Below are 21,640 nucleotides of genomic sequence, written 5' to 3' on the forward strand. Positions count from 1 at the left end.
TCAGCGGGTGGCGGGGTTGCGGGCGGGGTGCCGGCGGAGGGGGTCGTCGGGTCCGCCGGTGACCAGCAGTCCCGCGTGGGCCGTGAGGGCCATGCCGGGCACCGCGACGGCGTGCTCCTCCCACGCGGCCCCGGGGATCCGCGTGCGCAGGACGCCCGACGCGTCCAGGGAGTACAGCCGGCCGTTCATCCCCGCCAGCGACACCGCCCCCGCCGACGATCCGTCGTCCTCCCACGTGGCCGACCCGAACGGCAGCCGCCACAGCACCCCGGCGACCGTCGCCACGTAGAACGCGCAGTCGGCGACCGCCAGCCCCACCGCCTCACGCGGCGCCGGGCAAACCGTCCGCCACGCCTCCCTCTCCCTGTACAGCAGCTCGCCCGACGCCGTCACGCCGTACAGGCCGACGCCCACGCCGCCCGCCGCCTCCCGGGGGACGGCGAGCCCGACGACCGCCGACCGCCCTGGCAGCGGCCGCCACGGCAGGTTCTGCCCGCACAGCTCCCGGGACAGCAGCACCCCTTCCCCGTCCACCGCGTGCAGCGTGCGGCCCACGACCGCGAGCGCCCGCACGTCGGCGGAAGGGCCGATCACCTCCCACGACGGGGACAGCGGCCGCGACAGGCGGTCGAGGACGTTGCGGGTGATGCGCGCGACCACCGGGTCGTGCAGCGTGTTGCCCCAGTTCACGGTGCCTACGGTGAAGACGGTGCCGCAGCCGCTGGTGAACGCGCCCATCGTGGCGGCGCCGCCCTGGCCGTACGCGCTCCAGTGCCTCAGGTCCGCGGTGGCCAGCACGACGAAGGAGGACGGCGTGCCGTCGCGACACGTCACCCTCGGCACGCCGCCGACCTCCTCGAACTCGGCCGCGTCGGTCTCGTAGCCCAGGCAGCCCTGACCGAACTTGTCGCCGTCGGTCAGCCCGGTCCCCTCGAAGGCCCAGTGTCCGGCGAACCGGGCGGTGTACGACTCCTCGAGCATGCGGGGCATGTGCTCGCCCCACGCCCCCGCGCCCGCGCGGAAGCTGACGCCGGTCAGCGTGTTCTCGGGGCGATAGGCCGCCGACCACTCGACCGTCGCCAGGAGCGGGTCGGCCGCCGGGTCGGAGACGGGGTCGCGATGGCACACCATCGTGCGGCCGCCGTCCTCCAGCCGCATCTGCCACCAGGCGGTGTTGCCGGAGAAGAAGGCGACGTTGCCGCCGCGCCTGACGAACTCCTCGACGGCGTCGCGCATCTCGGCCGACCAGTACTCGTCGTGGCCGTTGACCACGAGCAGGCGGTGCCTGGACAGCAGGTCGAGCCCGTCGTGCAGGTCGAGGTTGGAGCAGTAGCCCACCTCGTAGCCCGATGGCCGCAGCCAGCGCATCAGGCCCTCCTCCCACCGCTCGGGAGGCGGGCCGCCGCCGGGGCGGTCGAAGCTCACCTTGGCCGCGCGGGTGGGCGACTCGGTCCAGTAGACGCTCTGGTCGGGCTCGCCCGCCCTGTTGTAGGCCTGCCAGGTGGTGAACGGCACGCTGACCAGGATCGAGGCGGTGGGCTCTGCCTGCCGTACGACGAAGTGGACCTCGTTGTCGGGGCAGGGCGCGCCGCCGGGAAGCGAGCGCGGCCACGGCTGCGCGGGCCCGAAACGGGCCACGTAGAGGGAGCTCGGCCACGCGGGCGGGATCTCCAGCGACCAGTCCGTGCCCGCGTGGCCGGTGTGGACGACGCGGTCGTCCGTGGCGTCGGTCACGACCACGGGAGAGGGGCGGTCGAGCACGAAGCGAAGGGTCTCGCCCTGGGCGAGCGAGGTGGCGAGGGCGTAGGCGCGGACCGTCATCCGGTCGCCGTTCCCACGAGTAGATCCTCGAGGTCGAACAGGTAGCGCTCCATCATCGGCCTGGGCAGGTAGCGGGTGTCGGCGGTGAGGGAGAGGCCCTCGGTGGTGACGTGAACGCAGAAGCGGCAGTCGAGCTCGTCCTGGCTCAGCGGCCAGGTCAGCGTGGTCTCCGCGCGCGCCTTGTCGATCTCGTCGGGATCGCATGCGGCGGGTCCGGGGTCGGCGAACCGCATGTCGTTGAAGCAGCAGTGCGGGTGGACGGGCTCGCCGCGCCTGGCGCTCTCCGCCGCCACGATCCTGTCCCTGTCGGCGGGGTCGTGGTAGGCGCTGCGGTAGGCCCGCAGCGCGGTGGGACCGGCGGCGCGCAGCGCGTCCGCGAACGGGCGGCCCGTGTCGAACGTGAACAGACCCTCCATGGACAGCGTGCTGACCATGTTCATCGTGTCGCGCCTGAACCTGTTGCTCACGATCGTCAGCACCGAGCTGATCTCCTCCCCGGTGTGGCGGCCCGCCAGCTCGGCCACGGCGGCGAGCAGCACGGTGGAGGTGGAGGCGCCGTGGGCGGCGGCGATGGACCGTGCCGCGAGGTCGAGCGCGGGCGAGCGCAGCAGGGCGCGCCAGATGGGCGGCCCGGCGTCCTGCTCGGCCGAGGGGACCCGCGTCGGGAACATGGAGGCGGCGATGCGCCGGTGCTCGCGCTCCCAGTGCGCCGCCGCCGTCGCGGCGACGCGCCTGCCGTCCTCGCTCCGCTGCCACGTCGCCAGGTCGAGCGGGCGCGGGGCAGGCGCGGACGGCGGTCTACCCAGCAGTAGCATCCGCAGGTCGCGCACCGCCGCCTCGGCCCCCGCCCCGTCGGCGGCCAGGTGGCAGAAGACCAGCTTGACGTGCGTGACCCTGTCGCCTTCTGTGACGAGCCCGACCCGCAGCGGCCACTCCCGCTCGTAGTCGAACCTGGCGGCCGGTGGATCGCCGAACGTGACGTCCAGCCGCCCTTCCCGCTCCAGCCTCTGGTACGGCTCCCGCCGCTCGCCCAGCCTGGTGCGGAACGCCCCGTGCCGCTCGACGAGCGCCTTGACGGCGGCCAGGACCTCGGGCACGGTCCTGGTGCCGGGGACCTTCACCACCCTGTCGAAGTTGAAGTAGTGGTCGTCGGGCTCGGTGGCGAGTATCGCGTCCCAGATGGCCCGCTGGCCCCAGGTCAGCGGGGCGACGCCCTCGTCGGGCGCCGAGAACGCGACGTTCATCGGGCCGAGAGGTGTGTGGCCAGCCTGTCCAGGTCGTCGAGTAACTCCAGACCCTGATCGGTCAGGTCGACCTCGACGCCGTACTCCGTCTCGATCGCGTCGATGAGGCGCATCTGCCCCACGGACGTCAGTCCGAGCGCGGACAGCGGCACCGTCGCCGAGAGCGCCTCCGGCGCGGTGAGCGCGCCGTCGGAGGCCTCCTCGACCAGCTCGGCGAGTCTTTCCTTGATCATGTCAGCTCCCTGGCGAGGCGTTCGGCCTCCTCGTCGGACATCTGGTCGAGCTCGGCCACCAGCAGCTCCTCGACCGCCTGGGCCAGCGCTCCGACCGTCGGCCGCGCGAAGAGCGTGCGGATCGGGACGTCGAGGTCGATCGCGGCGCGGATCCTGGCCACCACGCGGACGGCGAGCAGGCTGTGGCCGCCGAGCGCGAAGAACTCGTCGTGCACTCCCGCCTTCTCCACACCGAGCACCTCGGCGAAGACCTCGGCGACCAGGTGCTCGGCGTCGGTGGAGGGCGGCCGGTACTCCGCGTGGACGGCCTCGGGCTCGGGCAGCGCGGCCCTGTCGACCTTGCCGTTGGACGTGAGCGGCAGGCGGTCCATGCGCACCCAGCGGGTGGGGATCAGGTACGGCGGCAGCGTGGCCGCCAGATGGTCGTGCAGCTCGCGCGGGTCGACCTCGCCCGTGACATACCCGGCGAGCGTGTCGCCCACGGCCGCGACCGTGGCGGCGCCGACGCCGGGGTGCGTCATGATGCGGGCCTCGACCTCGCCTGGCTCGATCCGGTGGCCCCTGATCTTCACCTGGTCGTCGAGGCGGCCGAGGAACTCCAGCAGGCCGTCGCCGCGCCACCGCACCCTGTCGCCCGTCCGGTAGACGCGCTCACCCGGGTCCGCGGGTCCGGCGAGGCGGTCGCCGGTGAAGGTGACGAAGCGGGCGGCGGTCAGGTCGGGCAGGCCGAGGTAGCCGTCGGCGACGCCCGCACCGCCGACGCACAGCTCTCCCGGCGCGCCGGGAGGCGCCAGCCGCCCCTCGGCGTCCACGACGTAGGCGGTGGTGCCCGCGATCGGGCGGCCGATGGGCGGCCGGCCCGGCGTGTCGTCGAGCACGGCCGCGGTGGCGATGATCGTCGTCTCGGTCGGGCCGTAGGTGTTGACCAGCCGCACGCCGTCGCCGAAGCGGGCCCGCCAGCGCGCGACCGCCGGGGCGGGCGCCTGCTCCCCGCCGAGGATGACCAGCCGCAGCGTCGAGGGCCAGGAGATCGCCTCGATCTGGTCGACGAGGTGGTGCCAGTACGCCGTGGGCAGGTCGAGGACGGTCACGCCCTCCAGGTGGTCGGGCAGGGTGACGGCGCCGTCGGGCAGCGCGACGACCTGGGCGCCCGAGACGAGCGCGGGATAGATCTCCTCCGCGTGGGTGTCGAACCCGAGCGAGGCGAACTGCGGGATCCGGTCGCCGGGGCCGAGGCCGTACTCGCGGCTCATCCACGCGACGCGGGCGGCCAGGTTCCGGTGAGTGACGACGACGCCCTTGGGCGTGCCGGTGGAGCCCGAGGTGTAGAGGACGTAGGCGGTCTCGAACGGCGCGACGGGCGTCAGGGGCGCGGCGGGCTCGCAGGTGTGGGCGAGCGGCGTCCCCTCGGGGAGCCGGCCGGCCAGGTCGATCGAGGTGAGCACGAGGCTCGCGCCGCTGTCGGCGAGCAGGTGGCCTAGGCGCGCCGCCGGATGAGCGGGATCGAGCGGCAGGTAGGCGGCGCCCGCTCGCCACACCGCGAGCAACGCGGCGACGGCGTCGGTGGAGCGGCCGAGGCAGACGCCCACGAGGTCGCCCGGCCGTACCCCCTTGGCCTGCAGGAGACCGGCCAGCTCGGTGACCCGCAGGTCGAGCTCGGCGTAGGTGAGGTCGCCGACCGCGGGACGGTCGGCATGGTCGCGTACGGCGAGCGCCAGCAGCTCTGGCGTGGACGGCCCCCCGGCCAGAGCGGGACCCGTTCCCCACGACCGCAGGAGCGCCAGGTCGTCAGCGGTGAGGAGCCGGGGAGGCAGCGCCGGGTCCTGGAGGAGGACGCGTTCCAGCCTGGCCGCCATCGCCGCGATCGTGGCGGCGCCGAAGAGCCCGGCGTCGTAGGACAGGACGAGCGTCAGCTCGTCGGGGTCCTGCCACGCCTCCAGCATGAGGTCGAACTTGACCTGCGCGAACCCGTGCGGGAACGGCTCCGCCTCCAGCCCCGCGAAGGCGGCGGGGACCCGCCCCGCGTCCTGGGTGTGCAGGATCGCCATGGTCTCGAACGAGGGCGCGCGCTCCAGCGGCGCCCCCTGGTGGGCGAAGGCGTCCATGACCGTGTCGCGGATACGTTCGACGAGCTCCCCGAAGGTGGGCGTGCCCGTCAGGTCGCCGCGGATCACCAGGGTGTCGGCGAAGTAGCCGACGACGCCGTCGAGCGAGGCGCGGTCGCGCCCGGAGGTGACGGTCGCGACGGAGACGTCTCGCTGCCCGCTGTGGGCGGCGAGCACGGCCTGGTATGCGGCCATCAGCGTCATGAACATCGTCGCGCCGCGCACCCGGGGAACGTCCGCGACGGGGATCGTCAGCGTGTGGAAGGCCGCCTTTCGCGGCCCGTCCGCCGGAGGACGGTCGGCGGGCACCGCGAGCGGCTGGCTGCCGTCGAGCCTGTCGTCCCAGTAGGCGGCCATCGAGTCCTGGGTGAGCTGCCAGCGCGCCACGTCGCCGAACTGCAGCGGCAGTTCGGGCAGCGTCCTGCCCGAGTAGAGCGCGGCGAGGTCGTCGAGCAGGACGTTGAGCGACCAGCCGTCGCCGAGCATGTGGTGCAGGACGACGCACAGCACGTGGTCCTCGGCCCCGACCCTGATGAGCGTCACCCTGAACGGCGGCGCGCCGGCCAGGTCGAAGGGCGCGTTGGTGCGCTCGGCCACCAGCTGCTCGGCGTCACCCGTGACGATCTCCACAGGGACGTGACCTGGCGGCTGGACGAGCGCGTACGGCACGCCGTCCTCCTCGGGGAAGCGCGTGCGCAGGCTCTCGTGCCTGGCCGCCAGCGCGTCCACCGCCCTGCCCAGCGCCGCGACGTCGAGCGGGCCGCGCAGCCGCCGCACGATCCACATGTTGTAGGCGGCGTCGCCGGGGTCGAGCCGGTGCAGGAACCAGAGCCGTTCCTGGTTGCGGGACAGCGGCACGGGCGCGCCGGGCGGCCTGGGCAGCGGGCCCTCGTCGCCGGAGGGCGCGTCGAGGAGCGCCGCCAGAGCGGCGACGGTCGGGCGCAGGAACAGCTCGCGCACCGGGACCCTGCCCGGCAGGCGGGAGGTGACCACGGTCGCCAGCAGCGAGTGGCCGCCGAGGGCGAAGAAGTCGTCGTCGGCGCCGACGCCCCGCACGCCGAGCACGTCGGCGAAGACGGCCGCGACCAGGTGCTCGTTCGGCGTGCGTGGAGGGGTGAAGACCCGCGGCGCGACGGCGCCCGCCGACGGCAGCGCCTTGCGATCCACCTTGCCGTTGGGCGTGAGCGGAAGGGCGTCGAGTGCGAGGACCGACGAGGGGACCATGTAGCCGGGCAGCTGCTCGGCGGCGTGTTCCCTGACGCCCGCCGGGTCGCCGACGACGAAGGCGACGAGCAGGTCGTCCTGGACGGCCGCGACCGCCTGGGTCACGCCGTGGTGGGCTTCGAGCACGGCCTCGATCTCGCCGAGCTCGATCCGGTGGCCGCGCAGCTTCACCTGGTCATCGGTCCTGCCGAGGAACTCCAGCGTGCCGTCGGGGAGCCGGCGGACCAGATCGCCCGTGCGGTAGACGCGCTCGCCCGCGTGCCGTACGAACCGCTCCTCGGTCAGGTCGGGGCGGCCCAGGTAGCCGGTCGCCAGGCCGGCGCCGCCGATCAGCAGCTCGCCGGGGACGCCGATCGGGGCGTTCACGTGGACGGTGGTGTTGGCGATGGGCCGGCCGATCGTCACGCGCTCGGGGTCCTGCGGCACCTCCCACGCGGTGGACCAGATCGTCGTCTCGGTCGGGCCGTACATGTTGATCAGCCTGTCCACCCGGGCCCGCAGCTCCGCCGCCAGTCTGAGCGGCAGCGGCTCGCCGCCCGCCAGTGCGGTCAGCGGCGGCAGGTCCCCGGTGAGCAGCACCCGCCAGCCCGAGGGCGTGGCCTGGACGTGGGTGACGCCGCTGCCGGTGATCAGCGTGGACAGGGCGGCGCCGTCGCGGGCGGTCTCGGAGTCGGCGACGACCACCGTGCCGCCGGTGACCAGCGGCAGGTAGAGCTCCAGCGCGGAGATGTCGAAGGACAGCGAGGTGAGCGCGAGCCAGACGTCGGCGGGGGAGGAGCCGACGATCGAGCGCATGGCGAGCAGGAAGTTCGTCAGCGCTCCGTGCGGGACGACCACGCCCTTGGGGCGGCCGGTGGAGCCCGAGGTGTAGAGCACGTAGGCGGTGTCGCCTGGCCGGGGGCGCGACATGTCGGGCGACGCGGCGAAGGGGAGGCCGTGGTCGGTGAGCACGAGGACCGCGCCCGAGTCCTCCAGCACGTAGGAGACCCTGGCCTGCGGGTAGTCGGGGTCGACGGGCAGGTAGGCGGCGCCCGACATGGCCACGCCGAGCACCGCGACCAGCATGTCGGCGCCGCGCGAGAGCCGTACCGCGACCAGCGAGCCCCTGCCGATGCCGCGCTCGCGCAGCGCCGCGGCCATGCGGCCCGCCTTCTCCACCAGCTCGCCGTACGTCAGCGAGGTGTCGCCGCAGACGACGGCGACCGCGCGGGGCGTCCGTTCGGCCTGTGCCGTGACCAGGTCCACCAGCGTGACGGGGGGCAGGTCCTCGGCGGTGTCGTTCCACGCGGCGAGCAGGTCGCGCTCGCCCTGGGGAAGCAGGTCGAGCTCGGCGATCGGCAGGCCGGGGTCGGCGACGATCGAGGAGAGCAGCACGGCGAAGCGCTCCATCAGGCGCTCGACGGTGGCGCGGTCGAACAGTTCCTCGCTGTGGATCGCCACGCCGAGCAGGCGCCCGTCCGGCAGGTCGTACAGGTCGAGGGACAGGTCGAATCGCGCGGGACGCCAGCCCATGGGGAACGGCTCGGCGGACAGCCCGGGAACCGGGTCGTCGATCTCGCCCTGCGTGTGCAGCGCGAACATGGTCTGGAACAGCGGCGTCCTGCTCAGGTCGCGCTCGAGTCCGAGCGCGCCCACCAGCCGCTCGAACGGCACCTCCTGCCTGGCCAGCCCCTGCAGGACCGACTTCCTGGTACGGCGCAGCAGCTCGGAGAAGCTCGGCCCGCCCGACAGGTCGCACCTGAGCACCATCATCGTGGACAGATAGCCGATCACCCCCTCCAGGTCGGTGCTGGTCCGCCCGGCGGAGGGAGTGCCCACGCAGAAGTCGTCCTGCCCGCTGTGCCGCGCGAGCAGCACCTGGTAGGCCGTCAGCAGCACCATGTACGGCGTGCACCGCGCGGCCCTGGCCAGCTCGCCCACCCGCGCCACGAGCTCGGGGGACAGGTGGAAGAGCACCTCACCGCCCGCCGTCCCGCGCTGCCGAGGGCGTGGCCTGTCGGCCGGCAGCTCGAGCACCGGCGCTCCCGCCAGCCGCTCCACCCACCAGTCGAGGTCCTCGCCGTCGCCGCTGTCGCGCAGGTGTGGGCCGAACTGCGGAGGATCGTCGGGCAGCGGCAGGCCCGCGTAGTGGGCCGCGACCTCCGCGCGCAGCACGTTGAACGACCAGCCGTCGCCGTTGATGTGGTGCAGCACCACGCACAGCACGTGATCGCCTGGACCGACAGGGACGACCGCCACGGTGAAGGGCGGCCTGGCGGCCAGGTCGAAGGGCGCGTTGGTGCGCTCGGCCACCAGCTTCTCCGGATCGCCCTCGACGACCTCGAAGGCGACGCGGCCCGGCGGCTCGACGACCGCCACGGGACGCCCGTCCACCTCGGGGAAGCGGGTGCGCAGCGCGTCGTGCCTGGCGGCGACGGCGGTGAAGGCCGCCTCGAGCCTGGCCAGGTCGAGATCGCCGCGCAGCCGGTAGGCGTACGCGGTGTTGTACGAGGGATCGCCGGGGTCGAGCTGATGGAGGAACCAGAGCCGTTCCTGGGCGTACGAAAGCCTCACGTAATCCCTTCCCCCGAATCTGGAAAGGTTCTTAACTGTTGGGAGTCAACCATGGATCTTGATGTGGTCGCAAGTGCCGATAAACACGGGGTTTGCGGGCTTGTCACCCTCTCGTGACCGTGCCAGACTGGCGCCGTCCATAGGATAAGGAAAGTTTCCTTTCAGTATTTTCGGGGGTCTGTCGTGAGCGTGACCCTTCCTGACCTGCTGAGAGCGCGCGCCGCGGCCGATCCGGACCGGGTGGCGATGACCGTCCACGGCGTCGGCTCACTGACCTTCGGCGAGTGGGAACACCGTTCCAACGCTGTGGGCGCGGGGCTCGGAGTGCGGCCAGGCGATCGCGTGGGGCTGGTGTTCGGCAACGGCGACTGGCTGGAGTACGCGGTGGCGTTCTTCGGCGTCGTCAAGGCGGGGGCCGTGGCGGTGCCGCTCTCCGAGCGGCTGGCCGCCGCCGACGTCGAGGCGATGCTGGCGCACTGCGGTGCCACCACGGTGCTGCGTCCAGGCGCGTTACCCTCCGCGGAGGGCGCGCCCGACCCTCCGCGACCGCACGACCTGGCCCAGATCCTCTACACCTCGGGCACCACCGGCAGGCCGAAGGGCGTCGCCGCCACACACGCCAACCTGGCCTACGGCTGCGGCGGCAGGCGCAGGCCGTTCATGCACAGCGAGCACCTGGCGCACGCCTTCCCGATCGGCACGAACGCGGGACAGTGGATGCTCGTCAACGCCGTCGACGCCCACCCGCGGGTCGTGACGCTCCCCAGATTCACCCCCGGCAGGTTCGCCGCGCTGATCGAGCACTACCGCGCGGGGACCGTCTTCCTCGTCCCCGCCATGGCGATCGAGTTGCTCGCCGCCCGCGCCCACACCTCGCACGACCTGTCGAGCGTGCTGCTGCTCGGCTCGGCGGCCGCGCCGCTTCCCTCCCAGGTCGCGACCGACCTCGGCGCCGCGTTCCCCAACTCGACGATCACCAACTACTACACCTCGACCGAGGCCGCGCCCGCGCAGACGGTGATGATCTTCGACCCCGAGCGGCCCGCGAGCGTCGGCAGGCCCGCCTCCGGCGGCGCGGTGAAGATCGCGACGGTCAAGGGAGACCCGCTGCCGCCGAACGTCACGGGCGAGGTGTGGATGCGCTCGCCCGCCGCCACCCGCACCTACTACGGGGACCCGCAGGCCAGCGGTGAGGTGTTCCGTTCCGGCTGGGTCCGCATGGGCGACCTCGGCTACCTGGACGACGACGGTTACCTCTACCTGGTCGACAGGGAGAGCGACGTCATCAAGTCGGGTGCCTACAAGGTCTCCACGATCCACGTCGAGGAGGTCGTCCACCAGCACCCCGGCGTGGTCGAGGCGGCCGCGTACGGCGTGCCGCACCCCACGCTCGGCAAGGCCGTCGCCGTGGCGGTCGTCGGCTCCGTCGCCCACGACGAGCTGCGGATGTTCCTGAAGGGGCGGCTGGCCCCGCACGAGCTGCCCGCCCGGCTCGTCACCCTCGACGCCCTGCCGCGCAACCACGGCGGCAAGGTCGACAAGCGGAGGTTGAGGCATGACTGAGGTGTCGCCCGTCCAGCACGGGATCTGGATCAACGAGCTGGCCGGGGCGGGATCGGCGTACCACATGCCGCTCGTGATCAGGCTTGAAGCGCCCGTCGACGAGGGGGCGCTGGCCAAGGCGTGCGCCGCCCTCGTCGAACGGCATCCGTTGCTCGGCATGGCCTTCGCCGAGAGCGACGGCGTGCCGCGGCTGGTGCCCGCGCAGGAGCCGCCGCTCCTCTCGCGCGAGGAGCGGACGGGAGCCTTCGACCTGGCCCGCGGCCCGCTCGTCAGGTTCACGCTGTCCGGTGACTCGCTGCGGGTGGTGGCGCATCACGCGGTCTTCGACGGCCGGTCCAAGGAGGTGCTCGTCGCCGACCTGCTGGCCGCCTACCGGGGCGAGGTCCTGCCCCCGCTGCCGCCCTCCACCCCTCAGGAGGAGGCCCCCGCCGACGAGGCGCGCGCGTTCTGGGCGCCCAGGTGGCGCGCCCCCGCCGAGGTGGTCGTGCCGGGTGGGGTGCTGCGCTCACGGCGGGCGGGCGAGGGGCGCGTGCTGAAGTTCCCGCTCGAGGTGCCCGGCGTGGCGGGGCTCACCAGGTTCGAGGTGCTGATGGCGGCGCTGCACGCCGTCCTCGGCTCGTACGGCAACGCCGCCGTCGTCACCGCGATCGATCTGTCCACCCGCACCCCCGGCGAGGAGGGTCACATCGGCCCGTTCGTCAACGAGCTGCCGGTGTTCTCCGAGCCGACGCCTGGCGCGCCGTTCGCGGAGTTCGCCGGATCGCTGAGAGCCGAGCTGCGCGAGATCTACCGGCACCGGCGGGTGCCGCTGGCCAGGGCGGTGCAGGGGCTCAAGCCGCACGCCGCGCTCGCTCCCGTGTCGGTCAGCTACCGGCGTGGAGGGGGCGACGAGCGGGTGGACTGGCTCGCCTTCAACGGGGCCGTCAGGGGGGCCTTCCAGCTCCAGCTCCTCGACGGGCCCGCGGGGGTGGCGGCGAGCCTGCGCTACGACGCCGCCGAGCTGCCCGACCCCGAGCCGATCGTCGCCGACCTGCGCGCGTGGCTGGAGAAGGTGGCGGCCGACCCGTCGATCCCGCTGCCCGCCGCGTCCCGCACGGCGGTCACACCCCAGCCTTCCCCGAGGGTCGCGGAGTCGCCCGGTTTCTCGGGCTCAGCAGGCGACATTTCCGAAATGTCGCCCAACTCGGGGTCCGCCGACGATCCCCTGCTCGCGGGGATCACCGCGATCTGGGAGGAGGTCCTCCAGCTGTCGCCGGTCGAGCCGTACGACGACATCTTCGACCTCGGCGGCCACTCGCTGACCATCACCCAGATCATCGCCCGCATGCGCAAGCGGCTGAACATCGAGATCGAGCTGGACGACTTCTTCGACAACCCCACCATCGCGGGGGTCCTCGGAGTGATCAGGCAGTGATCGACGCGGACCTCTCGCGGATGCTCCTGATCCGCGCCTTCGAGCGCAAGCTCCTCGACCTGTTCGGCAGGGGCCTGCTCAACGGCACCACCCACACCTGCCTCGGCCAGGAGTACGTCCCGGTCGCCGTGGAGGGATTGCTCCACCCCGCCGACCACGTCTTCAGCAACCACCGCGGCCACGGCCACTACCTGGCCCGCTTCGACGACCCCGGAGGCCTGCTCGCCGAGATCATGGGGCGCGAGGGCGCGGTGTGCTCGGGCGTGGGCGGCAGCCAGCACATCCGCCGCGACCGCTACCTGTCCACGGGCGTCCAGGGCGAGAGCCTGCCGGTGGCGGCCGGAGTCGCGCTGCATCTCAAGCGCGCCGAGCCAGGCCGCCTGGCCTGCGCCTACATCGGCGACGGCACGTTCGGCGAGGGATCGGTCTACGAGGCGCTGAACCTGGCCGCGCTCTGGCGGCTGCCGCTGCTGGTGGTCGTCGAGAACAACGGCATCGCCCAGTCGACGCCCACGTCCGCGAACCTGGCGGGCACGATCGAGGGCCGCGCGGCGGCGTTCGGCATCGCGCACGCGCTGGTCGAGGGCGCCGACGTCGACGGCATCAGGGACCTGCTCGCGCCGCTGGTGGCGGGGGTGCGGGAGGGCAGGCCCGCCGTGGCCGAGTTCGTCACGCACCGGCTCGGACCGCACAGCAAGGGCGACGACACCAGGCCCGCGCACGCCATAGGCGTGGACTGGCGGGACAAGCTCCTCTCCCCGCGCCTCGAAGAACTCGAGGCCGAGGCCGAGGCGCGCGTCGAGTCGGTCGCGGCCGACGTCATGGCCCGCCCGCCGTCCAGGTGGGAGGCGGCGTGAGGGTCTCGGAGAACCTCAACGCCGCGCTCCACGAGGTGATGGCGGCCACGAACGACCTGTACCTGCTGGGCGAGGACGTCGCCGACCCCTACGGCGGGGCCTTCAAGATCACCAGAGGGCTGTCCACCCGCTTCCCCGACCGCGTCCTTTCCACGCCGATCAGCGAGAACGCCATCACCGGCGTCGCCGCGGGCCTCGCGCTGTCCGGCGACGCGGCGATCGTCGAGATCATGTTCGGCGACTTCGCGGCGCTCGCCTTCGACCAGATCATGAACTTCGCCGCCAAGTCCGTCTCCATGTACGGCTCCCGCGTCCCCATGCGCATGGTGGTGCGCTGCCCCGTCGGGGGCGGCAGGGGCTACGGCCCGACGCACAGCCAGAGCGTGCAGAAGCACTTCGTGGGCATCCCCGGCCTCTCGCTCTACGAGGTGTCGCCCTTCCACGACAACCTCGCGGTGTTCACCGACATGCTGGGCCGCGAGGAGCCGTGCGTGCTGTTCGAGGACAAGGTCCTCTACACGCGGCCCATGCACGCCGTGCTCGCGCCCTTCTCCCTGTCGGTCGCGGACGGCGTGGCCAGGGTGTTCCTGGACGACGAGCCCGACTGCGTGATCGTCGCGACCGGCGGGACCGCGCACAGGGCGCTGGCCGCGATGCGCTCGCTCCTGCTCGAGGAGGAGATCGTCTGCACGCTGCTGGTGCCCTCGCGCCTGTACCCGTTCGAGGTGGCCGTGCCGTACGCGCGGCACGTCTTCGTCGTCGAGGAGAGCAGCGCGGGCGGGACCTGGGGCGCCGAGGTCGCCCACCAGGTCCACCAGCGGCACTGGGGGCGCCTGGCCGGGCCCGTCACCCTCGTCCACTCCGCCGACTCCGTCATCCCGACCGCCGCGCACCTGGAGGACGCGGTGCTCGTGTCGGAGTCCGCGATCCATCGCGTGATCAGGGGGACACTCCGTGACTGAGCTGCGCGTGCCCAAGCTGAACAACAACGACACTGAGTACCTGCTGGTCGAGTGGCTGGTGGCGGACGGCGCCTCCGTCCACGAGGACGACATGGTCGCGGTGGTGGAGACCTCGAAGGCGGCGGAGGAACTGCCGGCCGACACCTCGGGAGTCCTCAGGCACGTGGTGCGCGCTGGCGCGTGGTGCCGCCCCGACGAGGTCATCGCCCGGATCACCGACGAGGCCGGCCCCGCGATCGTCACGAGTCCACCGGACGCCACGGAGGTGGCCCAGTCCGGCCCCCTGGTCACCGCCCCAGCCCGGCGGCTCATCGACGAGCTCGGCGTCCCCATGGAGCGGATCCACGCGCTCGGCCTCGAGCTGGTCAGGAAGACCGACGTGGAACGCCTGCTCGGCCTCGTCCACGAGCTGCCCAAGGTCCAGCGCGCGGTCGCCAGGGCCGTGGAGCTGTCGCACCAGACGATCCCCGCCGCCTACCTGGCCGTCCGCATGGACCTGGCGGCGGCGCTCGGCCACGCGGCCGCCCAGACGAAAGCCGTCAGGCGGCCCGTCGGCCTGGCGGAGATCTTCGTCCAGGCGGTCGCGGGCCTCCACGGGAGTTTCCCGCTCTTCTTCGCCGCCCTCGACGGCACGACCGCCCGGCTGTCGCGCGCCCCCGACATCGGCGTCACCGTCGACCTGGGCGAGGGACTCTACGTGCCGGTGATCCACGACGCGGCCCGCCGTACCACCAAGGAGATCGCGTCCGCGCTCATGCGGCACCGGCTGGCGGCCACCACCGGCGACTTCAAGGAGCCGGACCTCACCGGCGCCAACTTCGTCGTCACGCTGCACACCGACGGCGGGGTCGTCCTCGCGATCCCGTTCGTCTTTCCCGGGACCGCGTGCGCGCTGGCCGTGACCGCCCCGCAGGAAGGCACCGTGGCAGACATCGGGCTGGCCTACGACCACCGCCTGATCAATGGCAGGGACGCCGCCCTCTTCATGACCGCACTCAAAGCCGCCGTCGAAGGGCTGAGCTGATGTCCGTCGTCGACCTGTCAGGCGCCAAGAGAGAGTTGCTGCGGCGCAGGCTGCAGGGCAGGCAGTCCGCCCAGGCCATCCCACGCCGCCCCGAGGGCACCCGGCCGCCGCTGGCCCCCGCCCAGGAGCCGCTGTGGTTCATGGAGCACCTGTCGCCCGGCACCGCCACCTACACGATCACTCTCGCGGTACGGCTGCGCGAACCGCTCGACGAGGACAGGCTGCGCGCCGTGCTCGACGAGTTGCCGAGACGGCACGAGAGCCTGAGGCTCAGGTTCCCGACGAGCGAGGAGGGGACGCCCGCCGTCCACGTGGTCGACGCCGCCGAGGTCCCGCTCACGCTGGAGCGCGCCGCCGATGACGACGACGTCGTCGCGCTGATCGACGCGGCCGCCGCCGTACCGCTCGACCTGGCCGAAGGGCCGCTGCTCACGGTGCACGTGGTGACGCTCGGCGAGCGCCACCACGTGCTCACCCTGCTCGCGCACCACATCGTGGCCGACGGGCAGTCCGCGCAGCTCCTCATGCGCGACCTGCTGGCGCTCTACAGGGGCGAGAGCCCCGACGCGCCAGCCGTCAGGTTCGGCGATGTCGCGCTGTGGCTGCGCGAGCGGCCGTTCGAGCGCGAACTCGACTACTGGCGGGCCCAGCTCGACGGGCTGCCGCGCGCCGAGCTGCCCGTCGACCGCGCGCGACCGGCCACGCAGCGATTCGACGGCGCCACCCACGTGCACGAGCTGGACGCCGCGCTGACCGAGCGGGTCGCGGAGCTGGCCAGGCGGCACGGCGCGACGCCGTTCATGGCGCTGCTCGCTGCCTTCCACGTGCTGCTGGCCCGCCTGTCGGCACAGGACGACGTGGCCGTCGCCACCCCCGTGGCGGGCAGGACGCGCCCCGAGCTCGACGACGTGGTCGGCATGTTCGTCAACACGCTCGTGCTGCGCGCCACCCTCGACGACGATCCGAACTTCGCCGACCTGCTCGACAGGACCAAGGACGTGGTGGTCGACGCGCTCGACCACCAGGAACTGCCGTTCGCCACGCTGGTCGACGAGCTCGGCGTGCCGCGCGACCCGAGCAGGCAGCCGCTGGTCGACACGCTGTTCTCGATGCACGACCTGGCGGCGGGGGAGGACGACTTCCCGCTGCGCCCAGGCTCGTCCAGGTACGACCTGGAGCTGTACGTCGTACCGGCCGGTGACGGGCTGGCGTGCGCCTTCACCTACAAGACCACGCTCTTCACGGCGGACACCGTCGCGCGGATCGCCGGGCACTTCGCGGCGCTGGTGCGCGCCGCCGTGGACACGCCCGACCTGCCGGTCAGTCGCCTGTCCTTGGGCGACATCTCCGAGATCGCCGCGTGGAACGCCACGGAGGCGGACTATCCCGCCCATCAGACGCTGCACGGCCTGGTCGAGGAGCAGGTGGCGCGGACGCCCGACGCGCCGGCCGTCACCTTCGACGGCCGGTCGCTGACCTACCGCGAGCTGGACCAGCGCGCCGATCAGGTGGCCGACAGGCTCACCGGCCTCGGCGCGGGCCCGCTGGTGGCCATCTGCGCCGAACGCTCGCTCGACCTGGTCGTCGGCCTGCTCGGCATCCTCAAGTCGGGCGCCGCCTACGTGCCGCTCGACCCCGAGTACCCGGAAGACCGCCTGGCGTTCATGCTCGCCGACGCCGCCGCGCCGTACGTGCTCACCCAGACCCACCTGGCGCCCCTGCTGGCCTCGGGCGGCGCGACCATCCTGCCGCTCGACGAGCAGGAGATCTGGGCCGACCGGCCCACGTCCGCGCCGGAGGCCGCCCAGGGCGAGGCGGCGTACATGATCTACACCTCGGGCTCGACGGGCAAACCGAAGGGCGTGCCCAACGGCCACCACGGCATCGTCAACCGCCTCGACTGGATGCAGAAGCGCTACCGGCTCACCGCCGACGACGTGGTGCTGCAGAAGACCCCGGCCGGATTCGACGTCTCGGTGTGGGAGTTCTTCTGGCCGCTGATCGCGGGAGCCCGCCTCGTCCTGGCGGCGCCCGGCGGCCACAAGGACCCCGCCTACCTGCGCGACCTCATCAACGCCGAGCGCGTCACCACGCTGCACTTCGTGCCCTCCATGCTGGCGGTGTTCCTCGCCGAGGAGGGCGTGGCCACCTGCACCTCGCTGCGCACGATCATCTGCAGCGGTGAGGAGCTGCCCGTCGACCTGGCCACCCGCTGCCTGCGCGCGCTGCCGGCCGAGCTGCACAACCTGTACGGCCCGACCGAGGCGGCCATCGACGTGTCGTCATGGCAGTGCACGCTCGAAGGGCTGGAGGGGCGGGCCACCGTACCGATCGGCTCGCCCATCCAGAACATCACGCTGCACGTCCTCGACCGGCACGGCGTGCCCGTGCCCGTCGGCGTGCCCGGCGAGCTGCACATCGGCGGCGTCGGCGTCGCGCTCGGCTACCACGACCGCCCCGAGCTGACCGCCGCCCGCTTCGTCGACGGGCGGTACCGGACGGGCGACGCTGCCCGCTGGCTGCCCGACGGCACCATCGAGTTCCTCGGCCGCCTCGACAACCAGGTCAAGCTGCGCGGCCTGCGCATCGAACTGGGCGAGATCGAGACCGCGCTGCGCGAGAAGGCGGGCGCGAGCGAGGCCGTGGTGGTCGTCCACGCGGACAAGCTCGTCGCCTACCTGGTCGGCGGGCCGTCCGAGCCCGCGCAGGTGAGGGCCGCGATCCGCGGCTTCCTGCCCGAGTACATGCTGCCGTCGCTGTTCATGTGGCTCGACGCGCTGCCGCTCACCCCCAACGGCAAGCTCGACCGCAAGGCGCTGCCCGAGCCCGTCCTGACGTCGGACGTCGCCTACGTCCCGCCGTCGACGCCCGCCGAGCAGGTCATCGCCGGCGTGTGGGCCGAGGTCCTCGAGGCCGAACGCGTGGGCGTCGACGACGACTTCTTCGACCTGGGCGGACACTCGCTGCTGGCCATCCAGGTCGTGGCCAGGCTGCGCAAGGCGGGCGTCGGCCCGCTGGGACTTGTGGACCTGTTCACCTACAGGACGGTCCGCGAGATCGCGGCCTTCCTGGAGACGGCGGCCGACCTGCCGCGCCCGCTGCTGCAACGGCTGACGAGCCCGCGCACCGCCTCCGTCACCTACGTATGCGTGCCGTACGGCTCGGGCAGCGCGATCGTCTACCAGCCGCTGGCCGACGCGCTCCCCTCCGACCAGGCCCTCTACGCCCTGGCGATCCCCGGGCACGACATCGGTCTCGACGAGGAGGCGATGGAGTTCGAGGAGCTGGCAGCCAGGACCACCGAGGAGATCCTGCGCATCGAGGGCCCGCTGGTGATCTACGGCCACTGCGGGGTGGGCGCGGCGCTGGCCGTCGAGCTGGCCAGGCGGGTCGAGGCGGCGGGCCGTACGCTGGAGGCGCTCTACATCGGGGCGATCTTCCCCTTCGCCAGGCCGCGCGGGTGGCGGCGGTTCGGACTCATGGACCGGCTCAGCTCCTCCCAGACCGACATCAACCGGCTCAAGGCGCGCGGCGTGGACCTGGAGGAGCTCGAACCAGGCGTCGCCGACCGCATCATCAGGACGATGCGCCACGACTCGAAGGCGGCGGAGAAGTACTTCACCGAGCTCTTCCACGAGCGGGACAGGCCCAAGCTGCGCGCCCCGATCATCTCGGTGATCGGCGAGCGCGACCCGGCCACCGACTACTACGAGGAGCGATACCGCGAGTGGGGCTTCCTCAGCGACACCACGGCGCTGGCCGTCCTGGACGAGGGCGGCCACTACTTCCTCCGCTACCGCGCCGCCGAGCTGGCCGCCGTCCTGCGCATCCACCGGCGGCTCGAACCCACCGACCGGTCCTCCTCGTGGTGGGTGCACGCCGTCTCCACACCCGACCAGCCTGCCTCCACCCCCGCGTCCGCCTCCGCGTCGCCGGAGCCCAGCATGCGGCGCTTCCTGACCATCGCCGCGGGGCAGCAGATCTCGATGATCGGCTCGGCGCTCACCGGCTGGGCGCTGCCGATCACGGTTCTGGTCGATTCGGGATCCATCGCCCAGTTCTCCATCCTGGCCGTGCTCAATCTGGCGGGGCTGCTCATCTCGCCGCTGGCCGGAGCGATCGTCGACAGGGGCGACCGCAGGCGGGTGCTGCTGCTCTCCGACGTGTGCGCGGCCGCAGTCCAGGGCGTGCTCGCCGTACTGATCTTCTTCGGCGATCTCCGGCTCTGGCAGATCTACGCGCTGATCGTCGCCCTGTCCGTCGCCACCAGCTTCCAGCGCCTGGCCTACTCCTCGGCGGTTCCGCAGCTCGTGCCCAAGCGCTACCTCGGGCACGCCGTCGGCATCACCCAGATGACCAACGGCGTCGCCCAGCTCGTCGTCCCGCTCATCGCCGCGGGCCTCCTGGCGTGGATCGGGCTCGGCGGCATCGTCGCCCTCGACGTGGCCAGCTACACCTTCGCCGTACTGGTCGTGCTGCTCGTCCGATTCCCCGACACGCTGCCGTGGCGGCCGCGCGAGCCGCTGTCCACCGAGATCCGCAAGGGCTTCGCCTACACCTGGCACGCGCACGGCCTGCGCGCCATGCTCGGCTGGTTCGCGGTGCTGAACATCTTCCTGTCGCCGCTCCTGCTGCTGGTCTCGCCGCTGGTCCTCACCTTCGCCACCCTGCGCGACGTGAGCGTGGTCTCCGTGGTGACCGGGCTCGGCGTGCTGCTCGGCGGACTGACCATGGCCGTCTGGGGCGGCCCGCCCAAGCGCAGGTTCAGGGGCGTGCTGATGACCACGCTGGCCATCGCGGCCGGGAGCGTCGTCACCGGGCTCGCCCCCTCGGTGGCGCTGGTCGGCATAGGGGCGTTCGCGATCACGTACTTCCTGACGCTCATGAACGGGATCTACTCGCTGATCGTCCAGATCAAGGTGCCGTACAGGTACCACGGGCGGGTGTTCGCGCTGAACACCCTCGTCGCCTGGTCGACGCTGCCCATCGGGATGGGGCTGGTCGCGCCGATGGGCGCGGCGCTGTTCGACCCGATGCTGGCGCCCGGCGGCGTGCTGGCGTCCACGGTCGGCGCGGTGATCGGCGTGGGCGAGGGGAGAGGGATCGCCTTCCTCTACCTGGTGTGCGCGGTCGCCATGGTCCTGGTGGTGGTGGGGGCGCTGCGGATACGGCGGCTGGCCCACTTCGACACCGAGGTGCCCGACGCGCTGCCCGACGACCTGCTGGGCATGGAGACGGTCGCCGCCAGGACCACCACCTGATCCGAGGCACGTCAGGCCCGCCGTATGACCAGGCCCGGCAGTGACAGGGCGAACATGCCCAACCAGACCTGAGACCGCTCACCCCGCTGCCTGGCGGACAGCGCCGTCCGCTCGGTCCCATCGCGGTGTCGGACGGCGTCACCGCATAGGCACCGATGATCGTGTCGATCCGCCAGACCGCGTTGTGGTTGTAGCCGGCCACCCGCAGTCCCCGGGTGACCGGCGACGCGAGCCCGGACCTGTCGCGGACCGCGGCAAGAACAAAACGGCCCAAGCGGGCGGTGTGCCCTACCCGTTCATATCGAAGTGAACATTTGTGAGTTCTTCCGAGACTTCCCACAACTTCGCCGCGGCGTTCAGATCCTTCGACGCCGGCGAGGAGTCGACGATCCTGGGGTACCCCCACACCTCGAACGGCCCTCCAGGCCCCACGAAACTCGCGCCCGGCAGGCCCTGAACCGTCGCCGCGTACAGCACCGGCAGCGCTCCCCGCCCGGCGCTCTGCGCGAAAAGCGCGTTGGTGAGCTTCTGACCCACCTCCATGAACCGGTTGCCCGCCATGCGAGGTCCCGCCGCCTGCAGGTTCGTGGACGCGTAGCCCGGATGCGCCGCCACGCTGGTCACCCGGCCACCCGCCCGCCGCTGCAGCTCGTAAGCGAACAGCAGGTTGGCCAGCTTCGACTGCCCGTAGGCCAGCCACTTGTGGTAGCTGAGCTCGCTGTTGAGGTCATCGAACCTCATGCGCCCCGCCACGTGTGTCAGGCTGCTCACCGTCACCACCCTGCCGTCGCGCAGGCGCGGCAGCAGCAACCCGGTCAGCGCGAAGTGCCCGAGATGGTTGGTGCCGAACTGCATCTCGAACCCGTCGGCCGTCTTCCTGTACGGCAGTGCCATCACGCCCGCGTTGTTGACCAGGATGTCGACCTTGCCGGTGATACCGGCCGCGAACTCCCGCACCGAGGACAGATCAGCCAGGTCCAGCCGCCGCACCTCGATCCCGCCCTTGGGCGCGGCCTGGAGCATGCGTTTCTTCGCGCTCTCGCCCTTCCCCGTGTCCCTGCAGGCCAGCACGGTGGTGGCACCACGCCTCGCCAGCTCGCCCGCCGTGATCATGCCGAGGCCGCTGTTGGCTCCCGTCACGATCGCCGTCTTTCCCGACAGGTCGGGAATTTCCGCCGCAGTCCACACCATGCCGATCACCGTAGCCCGTCCCCCGGACCGAGCGGCACTTCCCTTCACGCCGTCTTCGCGAGGTCCGATTCGTTGGGTCGCCATGCGTCGTCAGGCAATCCACAACGCGTTGCCGTACCGCGATCCCCAGCAACACGGAGGGACGCCGGCGTCTTCGAGGCCCTGCTGGAGGGCGTGGTCGCGGAAGC

At 72.3% G+C, this 21,640-nt stretch carries 11 protein-coding genes; 6 read left to right on the plus strand and 5 right to left on the minus strand.

Annotated features, from left to right (window positions below):
- From AB0B45_RS41880 to AB0B45_RS41895, 4 genes are read right to left on the minus strand one after another with little or no spacing between them, the layout of a single operon-like run.
- Complete coding sequence (locus tag AB0B45_RS41880) at positions 1-1,821, minus strand: N,N-dimethylformamidase beta subunit family domain-containing protein (RefSeq protein ID WP_358142988.1); 1,821 nt, start codon at positions 1,819-1,821, stop codon at positions 1-3.
- Positions 1,818-3,065, minus strand: coding sequence for a condensation domain-containing protein (locus AB0B45_RS41885; protein WP_358142990.1), 1,248 nt, complete (start codon positions 3,063-3,065; stop codon positions 1,818-1,820). The genes AB0B45_RS41880 and AB0B45_RS41885 overlap by 4 nt, the downstream gene beginning before the upstream one ends.
- The gene (locus AB0B45_RS41890; RefSeq protein ID WP_358142992.1) at positions 3,062-3,298 is read right to left on the minus strand and encodes an acyl carrier protein; all 237 of its coding nucleotides are present in this window, start codon (positions 3,296-3,298) and stop codon (positions 3,062-3,064) included. Before AB0B45_RS41890 ends, AB0B45_RS41885 begins: the two co-directional genes overlap by 4 nt.
- Positions 3,295-9,180, minus strand: a complete 5,886-nt coding sequence (locus tag AB0B45_RS41895; protein ID WP_358142994.1) for an amino acid adenylation domain-containing protein — start codon at positions 9,178-9,180, stop codon at positions 3,295-3,297. The genes AB0B45_RS41890 and AB0B45_RS41895 overlap by 4 nt, the downstream gene beginning before the upstream one ends.
- 183 nt (positions 9,181-9,363) lie before the next feature.
- Between AB0B45_RS41895 and AB0B45_RS41900 the strand changes: the two genes are divergently transcribed.
- From AB0B45_RS41900 to AB0B45_RS41925, 6 genes are read left to right on the plus strand one after another with little or no spacing between them, the layout of a single operon-like run.
- Complete coding sequence (locus AB0B45_RS41900) at positions 9,364-10,743, plus strand: AMP-binding protein (RefSeq protein ID WP_358142996.1); 1,380 nt, start codon at positions 9,364-9,366, stop codon at positions 10,741-10,743.
- Positions 10,736-12,157, plus strand: coding sequence for a condensation domain-containing protein (locus AB0B45_RS41905; protein WP_358142998.1), 1,422 nt, complete (start codon positions 10,736-10,738; stop codon positions 12,155-12,157). The genes AB0B45_RS41900 and AB0B45_RS41905 overlap by 8 nt, the downstream gene beginning before the upstream one ends.
- Positions 12,154-13,014 (plus strand): thiamine pyrophosphate-dependent dehydrogenase E1 component subunit alpha, encoded by an 861-nt coding sequence (locus AB0B45_RS41910; protein WP_358142999.1) that lies wholly within the window; start codon positions 12,154-12,156, stop codon positions 13,012-13,014. Before AB0B45_RS41905 ends, AB0B45_RS41910 begins: the two co-directional genes overlap by 4 nt.
- Positions 13,011-13,976, plus strand: a complete 966-nt coding sequence (locus AB0B45_RS41915) for a transketolase C-terminal domain-containing protein (RefSeq protein WP_358143001.1) — start codon at positions 13,011-13,013, stop codon at positions 13,974-13,976. The genes AB0B45_RS41910 and AB0B45_RS41915 overlap by 4 nt, the downstream gene beginning before the upstream one ends.
- The gene (locus AB0B45_RS41920; RefSeq protein WP_358143003.1) at positions 13,969-15,000 is read left to right on the plus strand and encodes a 2-oxo acid dehydrogenase subunit E2; all 1,032 of its coding nucleotides are present in this window, start codon (positions 13,969-13,971) and stop codon (positions 14,998-15,000) included. The genes AB0B45_RS41915 and AB0B45_RS41920 overlap by 8 nt, the downstream gene beginning before the upstream one ends.
- Complete coding sequence (locus AB0B45_RS41925; RefSeq protein WP_358143005.1) at positions 15,000-20,261, plus strand: amino acid adenylation domain-containing protein; 5,262 nt, start codon at positions 15,000-15,002, stop codon at positions 20,259-20,261. Before AB0B45_RS41920 ends, AB0B45_RS41925 begins: the two co-directional genes overlap by 1 nt.
- 288 nt (positions 20,262-20,549) lie before the next feature.
- On the opposite strand, the gene AB0B45_RS41930 is transcribed toward AB0B45_RS41925, so the two are convergent.
- On the minus strand, positions 20,550-21,452 hold the full coding sequence (locus AB0B45_RS41930) for an oxidoreductase (protein WP_358143007.1): 903 nt from the start codon (positions 21,450-21,452) through the stop codon (positions 20,550-20,552).
- Positions 21,453-21,640: the final 188 nt, after the last annotated feature.

It is taken from the genome of Nonomuraea sp. NPDC049152 (genome assembly GCF_040648355.1).
In the GTDB taxonomy this organism is placed as follows: Bacteria; Actinomycetota; Actinomycetes; order Streptosporangiales; family Streptosporangiaceae; genus Nonomuraea.